General features: G+C 60.8%; 12 protein-coding genes. 3 read left to right on the forward strand and 9 right to left on the reverse strand.

The features are described 5' to 3' along the window. From B7O88_RS18005 to B7O88_RS15040, 8 genes are all read right to left on the reverse strand, one after another. Positions 1-1219 (reverse strand): ExeA family protein (locus tag B7O88_RS18005; RefSeq protein WP_088277111.1); only part of this gene is annotated, 1219 nt, incomplete at its 3' end. Then, positions 1216-2295 (reverse strand): 3-dehydroquinate synthase, encoded by a 1080-nt coding sequence (aroB, locus tag B7O88_RS15010; protein ID WP_088277113.1) that lies wholly within the window; start codon positions 2293-2295, stop codon positions 1216-1218. The genes aroB and B7O88_RS18005, both read right to left, overlap by 4 nt. Positions 2296-2382: 87 nt before the next feature. Then, positions 2383-2892 (reverse strand): shikimate kinase AroK, encoded by a 510-nt coding sequence (aroK, locus tag B7O88_RS15015; protein WP_088277115.1) that lies wholly within the window; start codon positions 2890-2892, stop codon positions 2383-2385. Between the two features lie 5 nt (positions 2893-2897). Continuing rightward, entirely contained in the window at positions 2898-5039 is a 2142-nt protein-coding gene (pilQ, locus tag B7O88_RS15020) for a type IV pilus secretin PilQ (protein ID WP_088277189.1), read from the reverse strand. A gap of 56 nt (positions 5040-5095) precedes the next feature. Beyond that, positions 5096-5608 carry a type 4a pilus biogenesis lipoprotein PilP gene (gene pilP, locus B7O88_RS15025; RefSeq protein WP_088277191.1) on the reverse strand — a complete coding sequence of 171 codons (513 nt, stop codon included), beginning with the start codon at positions 5606-5608 and terminating at the stop codon, positions 5096-5098. Positions 5609-5622: 14 nt separating this feature from the next. Further along, complete coding sequence (locus tag B7O88_RS15030) at positions 5623-6246, reverse strand: type IV pilus inner membrane component PilO (RefSeq protein WP_088277117.1); 624 nt, start codon at positions 6244-6246, stop codon at positions 5623-5625. Continuing rightward, positions 6243-6821, reverse strand: coding sequence for a PilN domain-containing protein (locus B7O88_RS15035; protein WP_088277119.1), 579 nt, complete (start codon positions 6819-6821; stop codon positions 6243-6245). The genes B7O88_RS15030 and B7O88_RS15035 overlap by 4 nt, the downstream gene beginning before the upstream one ends. Then, positions 6821-7885, reverse strand: a complete 1065-nt coding sequence (locus tag B7O88_RS15040; protein ID WP_088277121.1) for a pilus assembly protein PilM — start codon at positions 7883-7885, stop codon at positions 6821-6823. The genes B7O88_RS15035 and B7O88_RS15040 overlap by 1 nt, the downstream gene beginning before the upstream one ends. A gap of 184 nt (positions 7886-8069) precedes the next feature. On the opposite strand from B7O88_RS15040, the gene B7O88_RS15045 reads away from it, so the two are divergent. Further along, the gene (locus B7O88_RS15045; RefSeq protein ID WP_088277123.1) at positions 8070-10469 is read left to right on the forward strand and encodes a penicillin-binding protein 1A; all 2400 of its coding nucleotides are present in this window, start codon (positions 8070-8072) and stop codon (positions 10467-10469) included. Here B7O88_RS15045 and B7O88_RS15050 read toward each other — a convergent pair. Beyond that, complete coding sequence (locus B7O88_RS15050) at positions 10424-11374, reverse strand: LysR family transcriptional regulator (protein ID WP_088277125.1); 951 nt, start codon at positions 11372-11374, stop codon at positions 10424-10426. The two genes, B7O88_RS15045 and B7O88_RS15050, sit on opposite strands and share 46 nt — an antisense overlap. Positions 11375-11528: 154 nt before the next feature. On the opposite strand from B7O88_RS15050, the gene B7O88_RS15055 reads away from it, so the two are divergent. Both B7O88_RS15055 and B7O88_RS15060 read left to right on the forward strand, forming a co-directional pair. Further along, entirely contained in the window at positions 11529-13229 is a 1701-nt protein-coding gene (locus B7O88_RS15055) for an AMP-binding protein (RefSeq protein ID WP_088277127.1), read from the forward strand. Between the two features lie 3 nt (positions 13230-13232). Continuing rightward, positions 13233-16517 carry an acetyl-CoA carboxylase family protein gene (locus tag B7O88_RS15060; RefSeq protein ID WP_088277129.1) on the forward strand — a complete coding sequence of 1095 codons (3285 nt, stop codon included), beginning with the start codon at positions 13233-13235 and terminating at the stop codon, positions 16515-16517. Positions 16518-16641: the final 124 nt, after the last annotated feature.

Here is a 16641-nt window from a genome sequence, read left to right on the forward strand (position 1 = left end):
CTGGCGTCGGAGCTGGAGCTGGAGCTGGAGCTGGAGCTGGAGCTGGAGCTGGAGCTGGAGCTGGAGCTGGAGCTGGAGCTGGAGCTGGAGCTGGAACAGGCTGTGTCGAGGAATCGGATTGCGCAACCTCCAATTCGGGCGCACGAACCGGGACAGACTCATCGCCCTCTACCAGCACCGGCGCATCAACGAGGCCAGCGGTTGACGGCGGCATTTGATTGCCACCGTCGTTCTGAGCAGAAGCCGAGGCCGGTACCGGCGGCGCAATCGGCTCAGGTGCCTCAATTTGCGCCTCAATGACCGGCTCCGGCAACTGCAGCACCGTGCGCTCCGGCTCAACCGGTGTCCGGTCACCCATATACCAGGCCACGGCAACACCCAGTCCAATCAGGCCAAGCGCCGCCAGCGCCTTGAACGGTATACCGCCCGAGCTGGAAGTGCGCGCTGCCAGCGGCTCCTGCTGCATCGCCCGAAGCATAACCTGACGTCCTGCCAGATTGATTCCGCCGGGCCAGCCACCGCTGAGGCGGTGAATCTCCTCAATCTGCTCGTCGCTGAGCAGCTCGATTCCCTGACCGGCGCCTTCCAGGCGCTGGGCGAGATAGTCGCGGGTTTCGTTAACATCCAGCGCGGCCAGACTGACAACATGAACATTGCCGACCTCGTCACCCGCAGAGGCAGAGGCAAAACGCTCCACCGATTCGCTATCGGCAAACAGGAATACCCGCGGCGCAAAGCTGCCGGCTTCAGCGATTTCACACAACATGCTGATGGCCGATGACTCAAGCAGCTCGGCATCATCAATGACCAGATAAAGCTGAATGCCTACCAGCTCGCTTTGTTGCGCCTTCTGCAGCAGACTGGCCACATCGCGCTGCTCGGTATTGAGCGCCTGACAAAGCTGTGCCAGCAAGGCCGCCTCAGACGCGTGCTCACGCGCAGACAGCACAACACACTGAACGGTATCCTTGTTACTGCTGGCAACCAGCGCCTGGCGCAACAACGTCTTGCCGGCACCCTGCGGTCCCGCTACCACCAGTACCTTGTGGCCATAACGAGCAAGATGGTGCAACTCGGCGAGGACCGGCTTTCTTTTCGGCGTAAAGAACTTGAAGCCTGGAGCCCGCGCGGCAAAGGGATCGTGACTTAGCTGGTAATGCTCCAGCAACTCGTCCGGCTGGCTCACCGCACTGAAAACTTCATCAAAACCGTTACTCATTGTTCACTGTCCTGCAGGCATTCACGAAGCGCCAAGACGTCATAATCGGCCGTCACTTCAGCGCCGCCAATCCGGCGCAGCAGCACCAGACGCAGTTGACCGTCGAGCACCTTTTTATCCACTGCCATCAGACGCTCAAAGTCGGACGCCCGCATACCGACAGGCGCACAAACCGGCAATCCAGCCGCAGCGATGACGGATTCGCCCCGTTTTCGGTCAACAGCGGAGATCCAGCCAAGCCGCTCCGACAGGTCAAGCGCCATGACCATACCGGCGCCCACGGCCTCTCCGTGCAACCAGCTGCCGTAGCCCTGGTGCGCCTCAATGGCGTGACCGAAGGTGTGCCCCAGATTAAGAATCGCGCGCACACCGCCTTCGCGCTCATCAGCAGCAACAACTTCGGCCTTGATAGCACAGGAGCGCATGATCGCCTCGGTCACCAGCGTGGTATCGAGTTGACGCAAGCCGACCATATTCCGTTCCAGCCAGCCAAGAAAAGCTTCATCCCTGATCAGGCCGTACTTGATTATCTCCGCCAGCCCGGCGCTGACCTCACGACCCGGCAGGGTCTTGAGGCTGTCAGTGTCGATAATCACCGCCTTGGGCTGATAGAAGGCGCCGATCATATTCTTGCCTGCCGGATGATTGATGCCGGTCTTGCCGCCCACAGAAGAGTCAACCTGCGACAACAGGGTGGTCGGCACCTGAATGAAATCGACACCGCGCTGGTAGGCAGACGCTGCGAAGCCCGTCATGTCACCAATTACACCACCACCAAGGGCAATGAGCGTTGTTCGGCGATCATGGCGTTCCGCCAGCAGGGCATCGAAAATCTGCTGCAGTGTTGCCCAGTTCTTGTAGGCCTCACCCGTCGGCAAGACCACCGAGGTTACCTTGTAGTCACTGAGCACCTGCTGCAGAGACTCAAGATATAGCGGCGCGACGGTATCATCGGTGACGATGCACACCTGCCGACCGCCGATATGACGAGCGAACACCTCAGCCTGGGCCATCAGACCCGAGCCGATATAAATTGGATAACTGCGATCACCTAGATCGACATTCAGAACCTGCATCAAAGCACTCCCCATTCAGCTGGCACAGGATACAACAGTCGCGGGAAGCTGCGATACGGGAGGGAGGAGAAGCAAAAGCTGTAAAACTCAGGCTTCCTGCAGCTTGGCCAGAATGGCGTTAACAACCACCTTGGGGCCGCGTTGATCCGTTTCGATGATCAGGTCGGCAATTTCCCGATAGAGCGGATCTCGCTTGGCCATCAGGTCACGCAGCACAGCCTCGGGATCGGCGGTTTGCAGCAGAGGGCGCTGACGATCCTTGGCCGTACGTTGCAGCTGCTGCTCGACACTGGTGCGCAGGTATACAACCAGACCGCCAGATTTAAGCGCAGCACGATTGGCCGGGCGCATGACAACGCCACCACCTGTTGCCAGCACGATTCCGTCCTCGTGGACCAGCTCGGCAATCATCGCCTCTTCACGCTGGCGAAACCCCTCTTCGCCCTCAACATCGAAGATCCAGGGGATGTCTGCACCAGTGCGCACCTCAATTTCTCGATCGGAGTCCTTGAAGGGGTATTTAAGCTCTTTGGCAAGCAAACGCCCGATGGTGCTTTTTCCAGCACCCATCGGGCCTATCAGAAAGACGTTACGCAAGAAGATTACCTGGCCAGCGTGATAGCACCGTTATTGATAATCCGCGGCGTCAGGAAAATCAGCAGCTCGGTCTTGCTTTCTGCAGTTACGTCACGACGGAACATCCGGCCGAGCAACGGCAGATCACCAAGGAAAGGTACCTTTTCCTGAGCACTGGAGGTCTCGCTCTGGAATACGCCACCGATCACGATAGTTTCACCGTCGGCAACCAGGATATTGGCATTGACCTCATTCTTTCGAATGGTCGGCACCCCGTTCACCTGGTTGGAGAAGTCCGGCTCATCCTTGGTCACGATAACTTCCATGATCACCTGGTTGTCCGGAGTGATCTGGGGGGTCACTTCCAGCGACAGCACTGCATCGGCAAAGGACGTCGTGGTGGCACCGCTGGAGCTGGCTTCCTGATACGGAATTTCCGAACCTTTCAGGATCTTTGCCGTTTCCTTGTCGGAGGTCACCACCTTCGGCTGAGAAATCACCTCGCCGTTACCGGTACTCTCCATAGCGGACAGTTGCAGATCCAGAATAGTGTTGTCGGTAATAAAGCCGATGCCGATCCCCGAGGTGGAGCCCACTACGCCCATATCGACGAACGGCGAGTTTGCCGGGCGCTCCGGTACACCGTAATAGCCACCAGAGGTAGTATCCGGCGGCAGAAAGTCCGGCGCGTCAACGATTTCGGTCTGACCATCCTTACCGAATGCGGAGAAGTTGCCACCCAGATTGAACGCGCCACCCCAGCGAACACCCAGGGCCTTGTCGAAACCAACGTTGGCTTCAACAATCCGGGCTTCAATCATGACCTGACGAACCGGAATGTCCAACTGGGTCACAATGCGGCGCAGCTCGTCCAGCTTTTGCTGGGTTTCCAGCGCGATAATGCTGTTGGTACGCTCATCAACCGTCAGCGAACCCCGTTGGGAGTCGGCATCAGCCGCCGTTACTGAGGCAAACAGCTTGGCAATATCCGCCGCCTTGGCGTAATTGACCTGGATCAGCTCCCGACGCAGCGGTGCCAGCTCGGCAATCTGCTTCTGCGCCTCCAGCTCCTGGCGCTCGCGGGCAGCAATCTCGTCTGCCGGCGCTACCAGCAACACATTACCCACCTGACGCTTATCCAGACCTTTGGTCTTGAGCACCAGATCCAGTGCCTGGTCCCATGGCACGTTCTGCAGGCGCAGCGTGATGCTGCCCTGAACGGTATCACTGGCTACCAGATTCAGGTCGGTGAAGTCGGCAATCAACTGCAGCACCGAGCGCACTTCGATATCCTGGAAGTTCAGTGACAGCTTCTCACCGGTATAGGTGAACGCATCAGCACGACGCTGCTCAACCTCAGCGCGGGTCAGCGGCTTGAAACTGACGGTCAGGCGATTATCAGCCTGATATACCAGATGCTCGTAATAGCCGGTCGGCTCAATCACGATAGACGCATTGTCGCCGCTGCCACTGGCATTGACGAAATTCACCGGCGTGGCGAAGTCCTTGACGTCCAGCTGAACACGCAGCTCGTCAGGCAGACGGGTATTGGGGAAGTTGAGCTTGACGCGACCGCCCTGCTCCTCCACGTCGACCCGGATAGTGGGATCACTCAAATCGATAACGACATTACCGGAGCCGTCACTGCCACGCTGGAAGTCCAGGCTGGTGATCGCGCGACCACTGACGACCGGACTGGACACTGCCGGCTCGTTGTCCGTGCGCCAATTACTGTTGGTGGCCACCGGAGTGGCGGCAGTCGTGGTGACCGGCGCTGCCACTGCCGTTTCCGTTGCACCAACCATGACGTACAGGTCATTGCCTTCAGCGCGGGTGGTATAGGGCGCCAAGCTGGCCAAATTGATGATCAGGCGGGTGCGGTCACCGGCCTCAACGACGGTCACGCTTCGGGCATTACCCAGGCCTAGCTCGCGACTGCGCTCACCAAGCTTGTTCTTCACGCCTGGCAGGTCCAGCGCGATCCGCGCCGGCTGGTCGATGGTGTAACCCTTCGGCGAGCCGGTGACAGGCTCGTCGAAGCTCAGCTTGAGCTCTACCCGATCACCAGGCAGAGAAGCGACATCCATACGTTGCAGATCAGCCGCAAGGGCTAACGGACTCAGCAGTGACATTACTGCTGCGAGCGGAAAAATTCTGGTCAGAGACATTTGCTTGCGTTCCACGCGTGACTGTTTGCAGTTCATGTTTTCTCTCCCTGGTTGTCCTACCCGCGCTCAGCAAGGCTGAGGGTGCGCGGTCGCTCCAACCACCCGCCTTCTCCGTCCGGCACGATTTCAACTACATCAACGCGATTTTCTTCGATCCCGGTGACACGTCCATGATTACGTCCGAGGTAATCGCCAATTCTGACCCGGTGCACACTGCCGGCACCCGAGATAAGCGCCTGCATTCCCTCGGCGTTACTGATGGTACCGACCATTTGGAAACTCTCGATGTTGAACCCTTCAAGGAACTGCTTGACGCGGTTTTCGTCAGGCTTAATGTCCTGGGACCCTTTTTGACGCTGCGACAGATCAATCTTGATCGGCGGCTGGAAGGGGCTGCGCAGGGACGCCGCGCTGTAGGTGAAGGCCTCATAGGGTTCAAAGCGTGGCAACGCCTCGATCTTGCCCGCAGGACGCGCGCGCACATCGTCCATGAATTGCTGCAGATCGGAAAAATCGTTACTGCCACAGCCACTGAGCGAAAACGCCGCCAGCAGCGTCAATCCGGTCATTCGCCAGGTCAAGTTCATTGCTGACCTCCGGCATCATTGTAGCGGTAGGTTTTCGCAACGATGTTCATCGCCAGCAAATCAGGGTTGTTCCCGCTGACCGGTTTGATAGTGAAATCACCGAGCGTCACGATACGCGGCAGGCCGGCAACACCGCTGACGAAGGTCGCCAGATCATGGTAGCTGCCACGAACCACGATATTGATCGGCAGCTCAACATAGAACTGCTTGGCCTGCTCGGGACGCAGGGTGATCGACTCGAACTCCAGCCCGCTGTTCAGCCCCATCTGGGTAATGTCTTCGAGCAAACCGGGGACTTCGCTGTCCTTCGGCAGCTGCTTGAGGAGACCGCTGAAGCGCTCCTCGATTTCGGCCAGTTGCTCCTTATAGGCTTCAAGGTTCGCGGCGCGGAACGACTTGTCCTCGAACTCCTTGCGCAGAGCCACTTCCTGAGCCTGGACACGCTCCAGCCCTACTCTCAGATCCTTCAGATGGAACTGGTAGCCCGCCGCCAGCAGCGCGATAAACACCAGCACGCAGACGATGACCTTGAGTGCTCCCGGCCAGGAGCCAATATTATTGAAGTCAAGATCGTTTAAATCGATCTTCTTCAGACTTTCCATGGATTGAGCGAAACTCATTGCTGCTGCTCTCCCTCAGCGGCACCGGCTCTGGGCTCGGTTTGTTTTACGGTCAACTCAAACACGTTGGCCTGATCCAGAGCACCCGAGGTAACTGCCTTGACGGCAGTCAGGTTCGGAGCGGTCAGCCAATCAGACGCATCCAGCTGACGCATCAGATTGGACACACGGCTGTTGGACTCTGCCCCACCCTTGATGGAAATCGCACTGCCCTTCATACCGACGTCCGTAAAGTAGACTCCGTCGGGCAACGTGCGCGCCAACTCATCAAAGACACGAACAATGATGGGCCGCTTGCCCTGCAGATCCTGGATAATCTTCATCCGATCCAGCAACTGGGCGCGCCGCGCCTGCAATTGTTCGATTTCCTTGATACGCCGCTCAAGCTGGGCAATTTCGGTCTTGATAAAGGCATTGCGTGCGTTCTGATTCTCGATCTGCCCATTGACGTAGCGGTCAGCCAAAAACACCAGTGCCCCTGCAAACAGGACAACCAGTGCCAGAATGGTCAGAAATTCCTTTTTTCGCTCTTCCCTCAGCTGCTCGCGCCAAGGCAACAGGTTAATGCGAGCCATCAGTCAAAACTCCTCATTGCCAGACCACACGCAATCATCAGGGCGGGCGCGTCATTGCTCAGGGCAACCGCATCAACCTTGTTTGACAGGGTCATGTTTGCAAAGGGGTTGGCAACCAGAGTGGTGGTACCAATTTTCTGCTGTACCAACTGATCCAGCCCTGGAATCGAAGCGGTACCACCGGCCAGCAAGATGTAGTCGACGTCGTTGTATTGCCCGCCGGCAAAGAAAAACTGCAGCGATCGGGATACCTGCTGCACCACTGCATCCTTGAAGGGACCCAGCACCTCGACTTCATAATCGTCGGGAAGACCGCCCTGCTTCTTGGCAAGCCCGGCCTCGTCCTGGGACAAGCCGTAACGGCGCTGAATCTCATCCGTCAGTTGCTTGCCGCCAAACAGCTGCTCGCGGGTATAAATGGTGCGACCACCACTGAGCACACTCAGGGTCATCATGGTTGCACCGATGTCGATCACCGCGATGGTCAGGTCGTCGTGGCCCGCATCCAGCTGCCCGATAACAAGCTCGCAGGCACGTTCCATCGCGTAAGCCTCGACCTCGACAATCTTGGCGGTCAGACCGGCAAGTGCCAGCGCGGCTTCGCGGATATCGACATTTTCACGGCGACAGGCAGCGAGCAACACTTCTTCTCTGGCGGGATTGCGAGGGGAAACGCCCTGGACTTCGAAGTCGATGGCAACCTCGTCCAGCGGGTAGGGAATGTACTGGTCGGCTTCGATCTTGATCTGTTCTTCCATCTCGTCAGGATCAAGCCCGGCATCCATCTCGATCACCTTGGTGATCACCGCGGATCCGGCTACCGCCACTGCGGCCTGCCTGAGCGACGATTTCGATCGTGCCAGAACCTTCTCCAGCGCCTGTCCGACGCCTTCGAGTTCGACAATGTTCTTCTCCACTACCGAAGCAGGAGGGAGAGGTTCGACCGCGTAGGCCTCGACCTTGTAGCGGCCACCGGAGCGGCTGAGTTCGAGCAGCTTCACGGTGGTGGAGCTGATGTCGATGCCCAGCAGCGTATTCGCTTTTTTCTTGAAGAGCCCTAGCACAGCCAATTTCCTATCAGCATCCGACACTTACGGACGGTTTATGTTTTCCTACATTAAATAACAGGACTTGTACAAGCGCAAATGGCTAAAACAAAAAAAATACGCTTATAATGCAGACTGTTATCCCGTTCTCGTTTAGCAATCCTGCTAACGTTCTAATTAATCAGGGAATTCCGCATCCCTTATGCGATTGCTGAAGTTTCTATTCTGGTCAGTTCTGGCGCTGGCATGCGCTCCAGCCATGGTGCTCAGCGGCGTCGCGCTCTATCTGAGCCCCTCGCTGCCTGACGTCGAAACCCTTCGAGACGTCGAACTGCAGACTCCGTTGCGGATATATAGCACAGATAATCGACTGATTGCAGAGTTCGGCGAAATGCGTCGTTTCCCGATCAGTTACGAGCAGATTCCACCGGCTTTCGTCCACGCCCTGCTTGCTGCAGAAGATGACAATTTCCTGAATCACCATGGCGTCGACCCAATGGGCCTGCTGCGTGCTGCCGCAGAGCTTGTGCAGACCGGTCACATCCAGACCGGCGGCAGCACAATCACCATGCAGGTCGCCAAGAATTACTTCCTGTCGAGCAAGCGCGTGTTCTCGCGCAAGCTGAACGAAATCCTGCTGGCTCTGCAAATCGAGCGCAATCTCAGCAAGCAGGAAATTTTCGAGTTATATGTGAACAAGATCTACCTTGGCAACCGCGCCTACGGGATCGAAGCCGCCGCGCAGGTGTATTACGGCAAGTCTATTAATGAATTACCCCTGGCCGATCTCGCAATGATCGCCGGCCTGCCCAAGGCGCCTTCGCGCTACAACCCGATTGCCAACCCGGAACGCACCAAGGTACGCCGAGACTGGATTCTCGACCGCATGCTGACGCTTGGCTACATCGATGAAGCAAGTTACCGAGAAGCCGTTGCGACGCCAATTACCGCACGCAATCACGGCGCCAACCCTGAAATGGAAGCACCCTATATTGCCGAGATGGCCCGCCTTGAGATGGTCGAGCGCTACGGAAACGAGGCTTACACCCAAGGCTTCAACGTCTACACCACCGTCGACAGTCGACTGCAGGAAATGGCCAACGGCGCCCTGCGCGATGGCCTGCAGGAGTATGACCGCCGCCACGGTTACCGTGGCCCCGAGTCGCGCAACCCCGAGATCACGTTGGAGCAGGGCCTGGCCATGCTCGAAGGCTACCGCAGCATGGGCGGACTGGAGCCGGCGCTGGTTTCGGCAGTGAACGGCGACAATGTCGAGATTCGCCTGCGCCGCAAGCAGGCGGGGATCATCACCTGGGAGAACATGAACTGGGCACGCCCCTACCTCAGCGCCAACAGCATGGGGCCGCGTCCGGGCAAACCCGCTGACGTGCTCAAACCGGGTGACATCATCCGGGTCAGCCGCCTCGAAGGGGACCAGTTCCGTCTGGCGCAAATCCCGCAGGCGCAGAGCGCACTGGTGGTGCTGGGCCCGCAGGACGGCGCAATCAAGGCACTGATCGGCGGTTTCTCGTTCCTGCAGAGCAACTACAACCGGGTTACCCAGGCACGCCGGCAGCCCGGCTCCAGTTTCAAGCCATTCCTGTACTGCGCGGCACTGGACAACGGCTACAACCCGGCCAGCCTGGTCAACGATGCGCCGCTGATTTTTGTTGACGACTACCTGGACTCGATCTGGCGCCCGCAGAACTCGGGCGGGGATTTCCTCGGCCCGATCCGCCTGCGCGAAGCGCTGTATCGTTCTCGCAACCTGGTTTCCATTCGCCTGATGCAGGATCTGGGCGTCGACAAGGCACTGACCTATATCGAGCGTTTCGGCTTCAGCCGTGAAGAGCTGCCTCGCAACCTGTCTGCCTCGCTCGGCACCTCCGAGCTGACGCCGCTGCAGATTGCCCAGGGTTATACCGCATTTGCCAACGGCGGCTATGCGGTCAAACCCTACCTGGTTGAGCGCATCGAAGACCGTTACGGCAACCTGATCGACTACGCTCGACCGGCGGTAACGCCCGAGTTGACCGAAGAGCAGACCGCGCGCCTGCAAAGCTATGCAGATCGCCAGGAAGCCGAGGCCGCAGAAGAGCCGGTCGCCGCGGAGCGCATCGTCGATGCGCGCACCATCTACCAGCTGAACAGCATGCTTCAGGACGTTGTGCGCCGCGGCACCGCCGTCCGTGCACGAGCACTGCAACGCAATGACCTGGCGGGCAAGACCGGGACCACCAACGACCAGAAGGATGCCTGGTTCTCCGGCTACAACCCCGATCTGGTGGCCACCGCTTGGGTCGGATTCGACCAGCCCGCGACGCTGGGGCGCCGCGAATACGGCGGTACCGCCGCGCTGCCGATCTGGATGCAGTTCATGGGCGCCGCGCTGGAAGGCGTCCCGGACCGGACCATCCCCATGCCGAGCGGGCTGGTAACGGCACGAATCGATCCCGCCACCGGGCGCAGCGCCCCTCCCGGCAGCAGTGAAGCCTTCCTGGAGATATTCAAGCAGGAAGAGGCGCCGCCGCCCTACAGCGAGCTTGAAATGGGCGGCTACAGCAACGGCGACGGCAGCGTCTCACCACTCGAGCTGTTCTGAGCCAACGCATGGACCTGGCGCCGCAACCAGCGGTTGACCGGGTCATGCTCCATGCCCTTGTGCCAGTAGAGGGTCAGACCAATTTCGGGCAATGGCAGCGGCATGACCAGCAGCCGGTTGCCCAGCGGCCGGTTAATCAACTCGGCATGACGCCGCGACATGGTCAGCAGTAATGGCGTCTGCGCCACCACCAGACTCGCCGCCTGATAACTCTGGCATTGCTGCACCACATTGCGCATCAGCCCCAGATGCCCCAGCGCCAGATCCTCATAGGACAGCCCGCGCCGCCAGGACGCTACCGCGATATGCTCGGCAGCCATATAGCTGTCCGCTGTCAGTTCACCCGTAAACTGCGGCCCGGCGACCACGCACAGCGGTTCCTTGACCAATTGCATCTGCCGCAGACTGGCATCGGCAGGCCGCGCAATCTGCACCGCCAGATCGATTCGCCCGGCGGCCAGCTCCAGCTTCAGCTCGGACCAGCGCACACCCACCGTGCGCACTCGGCTGCGCGGTGCGAGTTCACGCAACCGGGTCAGCAGCGGCGGAATCAGTACCGGCTCCAGTTGCTCCGGCAGGCTGATAGTGAAGGTACGCGCATCCTCCTGCGGATCAAACTGCTGCAGATAGCCGAGGCTTTGCTGCAGCCGACTCAGACTGTCGATAATCCCGGGCGCCAGACGCATTGCCGCGGCGGTCGGGGTAACGCCCCTGCCCTCACGCACGAACAGCGGGTCGGAAAAATGCTCACGCAGCCGTGCCAGCGAGTGGCTGACCGCGGACTGGCTGACATGCAGCACCGCCGCCGCACGGGTCAGGTTGCGCTCGCGGTAAACCACCTCAAATACCCGAAACAGATTGAGATCAATCCGGGCCAATGATGGGGAATCATTCTTTTCACTCATCAACAAACACCTGCGCCATGGGCTATAGGCCCGAGATTACGCGCCTGCAGCCAAACCATGAATGGCAATCATGGTTCTGAATGAATATTGATCGCTTCTTATCCGCCTCGACAGCTCCTAAGCTTGAGCGATAACAACAGCAAGAGGCACGGACATGCACGAGCAGGACTATCTCGATACCCTCAAGGCGATTCAGGCCAAGGTCTGGCCGGCAGGCAAACCGACCACCCCCGTCTACCCTCAGGGTGAACGACCGCTGACCGAATACCTCGCCCACTGGGCCAGAACCACGCCGGACCGCGTTGCCGTGCATTTTTATGGCCATCAACTGACCTACGCCGAGCTGGATGACCTGAGCAATCGCTGCGCCGCCCTGCTGCAGGCCCAAGGCATCAAGCCGGGTGACCGGGTTGCGGTGTTCATGCCCAACTGCCCGCAGCTGCATATCGCTTTCTACGGCATCCTCAAGATGGGCGCGATCCACGCCCCGGTCAGCCCGATGGCCAAGGGCATGGAACTGAGCTACCAGCTCGACGATTGTGGCGCCCGCGCCATCATCTGCTTCGACCAGTTGCTGCCGGTGGTACGCGAGATTCGCGAGCAGACCGCGCTGGAGCAGGTGTTCTCCACCAGCCTGTCCGAACTCTGCCCGGCCCAGCCGCCGATTCCGGTACCGGATCTGCTGCAGGCACCCAAACTGCCCGTCACTGACAGCATCGACCTGATGTCCGCACTGGCTACCACGGCCCCCGCGCCGCAGAACCTGCCCAGGCTGAACCTGGACGACACCGCCGCGCTCAACTACACCGGCGGCACCACCGGTCTGCCGAAGGGTTGCATTCATACCCACGGAGACATGCTTTACACCTGCGCCAGCTTTGTCCCGGTCGCCATGGGCTTTGACGAGGAGCGCATCGGCCTGAACTTCATGCCGGAATTCTGGATCGCCGGCGAGAACTCCGGCCTGCTGTTCCCCGTTTTCGCCGGCACCACGCTGGTCTTGCTGGCCCGCTGGGATGCGCTGACCTTTATGAGTGCGATCCAGCACTACCGCGTTAGCCAAACCGGCCTGCTGGTCGACAGCGCCTCCGAGGTGCTCGATCACCCGCAGGTCAGCGAGTTCGACTTCAGCTCGCTCGAAACCACCAGCTGCGTCTCCTTTATCAAGAAGCTGACCCCGGAATACCGCCGCCGCTGGCGCGAGCTGACCGGCTGCACCCTGTTCGAAACCAGCTTCGGCATGACCGAAACCCACACCTGCGACACCTTTACCGCCGGCCTGCAGGATGACGACTTCGATCTGAAATCCGAGCCCACCTTCGTCGGCCTGCCGGTGCCCGGTACCGAGTTCAAGGTCTGCGACTTCGACACCGGCGCGCTGCTGCCACTGGGCAGCGAAGGCGAGCTGTGCCTGCGCAGTCCGTCGCTGCTCAAGGGCTACTGGAACAAACCCGACGCCAGCGCCGAGGCGCTGCGTGACGGCGGCTGGCTGCATACCGGCGACAGCGGCGTAATCACCGAGCAGGGCTTTATCCGCTACCTCGGCCGGCGCAAGGAAATGCTCAAGGTCAACGGCATGAGTGTGTTTCCCAGCGAGCTGGAAGCCATGCTCGGCCAGCACCCGGATATTCTGGCCTCAGCGGTCATCGGCAAGCCCGACCCGCAGCGCGGCCAGACGCCCCTTGCCTTCATCATCACCAAGCCCGGCAGCCAGGCCAGCGCCGAGTCGTTGCGCGACTGGTGCAAACAGGCGATGGCGATCTACAAGGTGCCGGAGATTCGGCTGGTCGATACACTGCCGATGACCGCGACCGGCAAGGTCAAGAAACAGGAACTACAGGACTGGATCAACTAACCCATGGCATTCAACCGCATTCTTATCGCCAACCGTGGCGAAATCGCCATTCGTCTGGCCCGCGCCATCGCCGACTGCGACGCCACCAGCGTTGCCGTCTACGCCGAAGATGACGCCCAGGCGCTGCACGTACGCAGCGCCGATCAGGCCATCGCGTTGCAGAGCCAGGGTGTTGCCGCCTATCTGGACGCAGCACAGCTGATTCGCATCGCCAAGGAACAAAATTGCGATGCCATCCACCCCGGTTACGGTTTTCTCAGCGAAAACGCCGACTTCGCCCGCGCCTGCCAGCAGGCCGGCATCACCTTTATCGGCCCGACCCCGGACGTGCTCGACACCTTCGGCGACAAGGCCAGTGCGCGCCGACTGGCGAAGCAGCAGGGTGTACCCCTGACCCAGGGCACCAACGAGCCGACCACGCTGGAGCAGGCACGCGACTTTATGCAGTCGCTCGGCGACGGTGCAGCGGTGATGCTCAAGGCACTGGCTGGCGGCGGCGGGCGCGGCATGCGCGCGGTTCATGACCTTACCGAGCTGGACGACGCCTTCGCCCGCTGCAGTTCGGAGGCCACCGCCGCCTTTGGCCGTGGCGATCTGTATGTCGAACGGCTGATTCACCGCGCCCGTCATATCGAGGTGCAAATCATTGGCGACGGCACTGAGGTTGCCCACGTCTGGGAGCGCGACTGCACCCTGCAACGCCGTAACCAGAAGCTGCTGGAAGTTGCCCCGGCGCCGAGTCTTGATCCGGCTGTGCGCGAGCAACTGCACGCCGCCGCCTGCACCCTGACCCGCGCGGTTGGCTACCGCGGCCTGTGTACCGTCGAGTTTCTGCTCGACGAGGAGCGTGGCGACTTCGTGTTTATGGAAGCCAACCCGCGCATTCAGGTCGAACACACGGTAACCGAAGCGGTGACCGGTCTGGATCTGGCGGTGACTCAGATCCAGCTCGCCGCTGGCAAGACGCTGGCCGAGCTGGGACTGACCCAGGCCAACATCCCCGCCGCCCGCGGCTTTGCCGTGCAGCTGCGCATCAATCTGGAAAGCATGGCCGCCGACGGCAGCACCCGCCCGGCTGGCGGCACGCTCAGCGCCTATCAGCCGCCCAGTGGCCCGGGCATCCGCGTCGATGGCTACGGCTACGCCGGTTACACCACCAGCCCGCGCTACGACTCGCTGCTGGCCAAGCTGATCGTGCACGCAAACGGTGACTATCCGAACACTCTGCGCCGCGCCTACCGCGCGCTGTGCGAGTTCCGTCTGGAAGGCGCCGCCAGCAACCTGCACCTGCTGCAGAACCTGCTGCAGCATCCCCGGGTACAGAGCAACGACGTATCCACCGCCTTTATCGAAGCCGAAGCTGGCAGCCTGACTGCCGCCCACGCCAGCGCCCATCCGCACCGGTTCTTCCAGGGCAGCGCCAGCGCCGCCACCGCAAGCAATGCGCAAACCGACGCCCCCGCCGGTACCGAGCCGCTGAATGCGCCGGTACAGGGCGTGCTGGTCAGCCTGGATGTGCAAATTGGCGACAGCGTCGCCGTCGGCCAGCAGGTCGCGATCATGGAAGCCATGAAGATGGAGTTTGTGGTCAAGGCAACCCAGAGCGGCATCGTCCGCGCACTGGCAGCCAATCCCGGCGACAGCCTGTTCGAGGGGAGCGCCCTGCTCTATCTGGAGCCCGCCGAAGTCGCAGGCAATGCCCAGCAGGATGAAGAGACCGTCGCCATCGACCATATCCGCGCCGACCTGCAGGAAGTGCTGGAGCGCCGCGCCGAACTGACCGACGAGCGCCGCCCGGAGGCCGTCGCCAAGCGCCGCAAGACCGGCCAGCGTACCGCCCGCGAGAACCTCGCCGACCTGCTCGACGAGGGCAGTTTTATCGAATACGGCGGCTTTGCCCTCGCCGCCCAACGTACCCGCCGCACTCACGAAGAGCTGCTAAAAATGAGCCCGGCGGACGGCCTGATCAACGGCATAGGCACCATCAATGCCGACAAATTCGGCGAACACGCCGCCCGCTGCATGGCGCTGTCCTACGACTATACGGTGTTCGCCGGCACCCAGGGCGTCACCAACCACAAGAAGACCGACCGCATGCTCGAGCTGGCCGAGCAGTGGAAACTGCCGCTGGTGTTCTTCACCGAGGGCGGTGGCGGACGCCCCGGCGATATCGACAAGGTCGGCGTGGCCGGACTGGACTGCACCACCTTCATGCGCATGGCGCGGCTATCCGGCATGGTGCCCACCGTCGGTATCGTCTCCGGTCGCTGCTTCGCCGGTAACGCAGCGCTGCTGGGCTGTTGCGACGTAATCATCGCCACCGAGAACGCCACCATCGGCATGGCCGGGCCGGCGATGATCGAAGGCGGCGGCCTCGGCCGCTTTACCCCGGAGCAGGTTGGCCCGACCAGCATGCAGAGTCCGAACGGGGTAATCGACGTGCGGGTGCGCGATGAGGCTGAAGCCACCGCAGTGGCCAAGCAGTACCTGTCCTACTTCCAGGGTGATCTGACGGACTGGGAAGCGGCGGACCAGCGCGAGCTGCGCCACCTGATTCCGGAAAACCGCCTGCGCGTGTATGACATCCGCAAGGTGATCGAAACCCTGGCCGACCGCGATTCGGTGCTGGAGCTGCGCCGCGAGTTTGCGCCGGGGCTGATCACCGCGCTGATTCGCATCGAGGGCCGCGCCTTCGGCCTGATCGCCAATAACCCGATGCATCTCGGTGGCGCCATTGATGCCGTCTCCGGTGACAAGGCGGCGCGCTTCATGCAGCTGTGTCAGGCCCACGGTCTGCCGATGGTTTCGCTGTGCGACACCCCCGGCTTTATGGTCGGCCCGGATGCCGAGCAGCAGGGCACCGTGCGCCATGTCTCGCGCATGTTTGTCACCGCCGCCAGCCTGAGCATCCCGTTCTTCACCGTGGTGCTGCGCAAGGGCTACGGCCTGGGCGCGCAGGCAATGGCAGCGGGCAGCTTCCACGCACCGATGTTCACTATCGGCTGGCCAAGCAGCGAGTTCGGTGCGATGGGGCTGGAAGGTGCGGTGCGTCTGGGCTACTCGAAAGAGCTGGCGGCGATTGAGGACGAGGGCGAGCGTCAGGCGACCTTCGAGAAACTGGTCGCCGAGCTGTACCAGCGCGGCAAGGGCATCAGCATGGCCAGCTTCCTCGAGATCGACGCGGTGATCGACCCGCTGGAAACCCGCGACTGGCTGATGCGTGGCCTGCACTCGGCGCCGGACGAGGCGCTGAAGAAGGGCACACGCCCGTTCGTCGACACCTGGTAACCCGAGACTGTTGCTGTTTAGTTCACCCGCCTGCCTGCCGGAGGCTAGTTTTCGGCCAGGCAAGGCGGAGGGAGTGCAGTGTGGTCATCCCACATAAGCGACCGACAACGCAGCATGGCCGGAA

The sequence above is a fragment of the Halopseudomonas aestusnigri genome (assembly GCF_002197985.1).
Classification (GTDB): Bacteria; Pseudomonadota; Gammaproteobacteria; order Pseudomonadales; family Pseudomonadaceae; genus Halopseudomonas; species Halopseudomonas aestusnigri.

What these genes read in the sequence shown, in the direction of transcription:
- aroB (WP_088277113.1), bottom strand. Translation starts at nt 2,295, where the DNA reads ATGCAGGTTCTGAATGTCGATCTAGGTGATCGCAGTTATCCAATTTAT.
- pilQ (WP_088277189.1), bottom strand. Translation starts at nt 5,039, where the DNA reads ATGTCTCTGACCAGAATTTTTCCGCTCGCAGCAGTAATGTCACTGCTG.
- pilP (WP_088277191.1), bottom strand. Translation starts at nt 5,608, where the DNA reads ATGACCGGATTGACGCTGCTGGCGGCGTTTTCGCTCAGTGGCTGTGGC.
- B7O88_RS15030 (WP_088277117.1), bottom strand. Translation starts at nt 6,246, where the DNA reads ATGAGTTTCGCTCAATCCATGGAAAGTCTGAAGAAGATCGATTTAAAC.
- B7O88_RS15035 (WP_088277119.1), bottom strand. Translation starts at nt 6,821, where the DNA reads ATGGCTCGCATTAACCTGTTGCCTTGGCGCGAGCAGCTGAGGGAAGAG.
- B7O88_RS15045 (WP_088277123.1), top strand. Translation starts at nt 8,070, where the DNA reads ATGCGATTGCTGAAGTTTCTATTCTGGTCAGTTCTGGCGCTGGCATGC.
- B7O88_RS15050 (WP_088277125.1), bottom strand. Translation starts at nt 11,374, where the DNA reads ATGAGTGAAAAGAATGATTCCCCATCATTGGCCCGGATTGATCTCAAT.
- B7O88_RS15055 (WP_088277127.1), top strand. Translation starts at nt 11,529, where the DNA reads ATGCACGAGCAGGACTATCTCGATACCCTCAAGGCGATTCAGGCCAAG.
- B7O88_RS15060 (WP_088277129.1), top strand. Translation starts at nt 13,233, where the DNA reads ATGGCATTCAACCGCATTCTTATCGCCAACCGTGGCGAAATCGCCATT.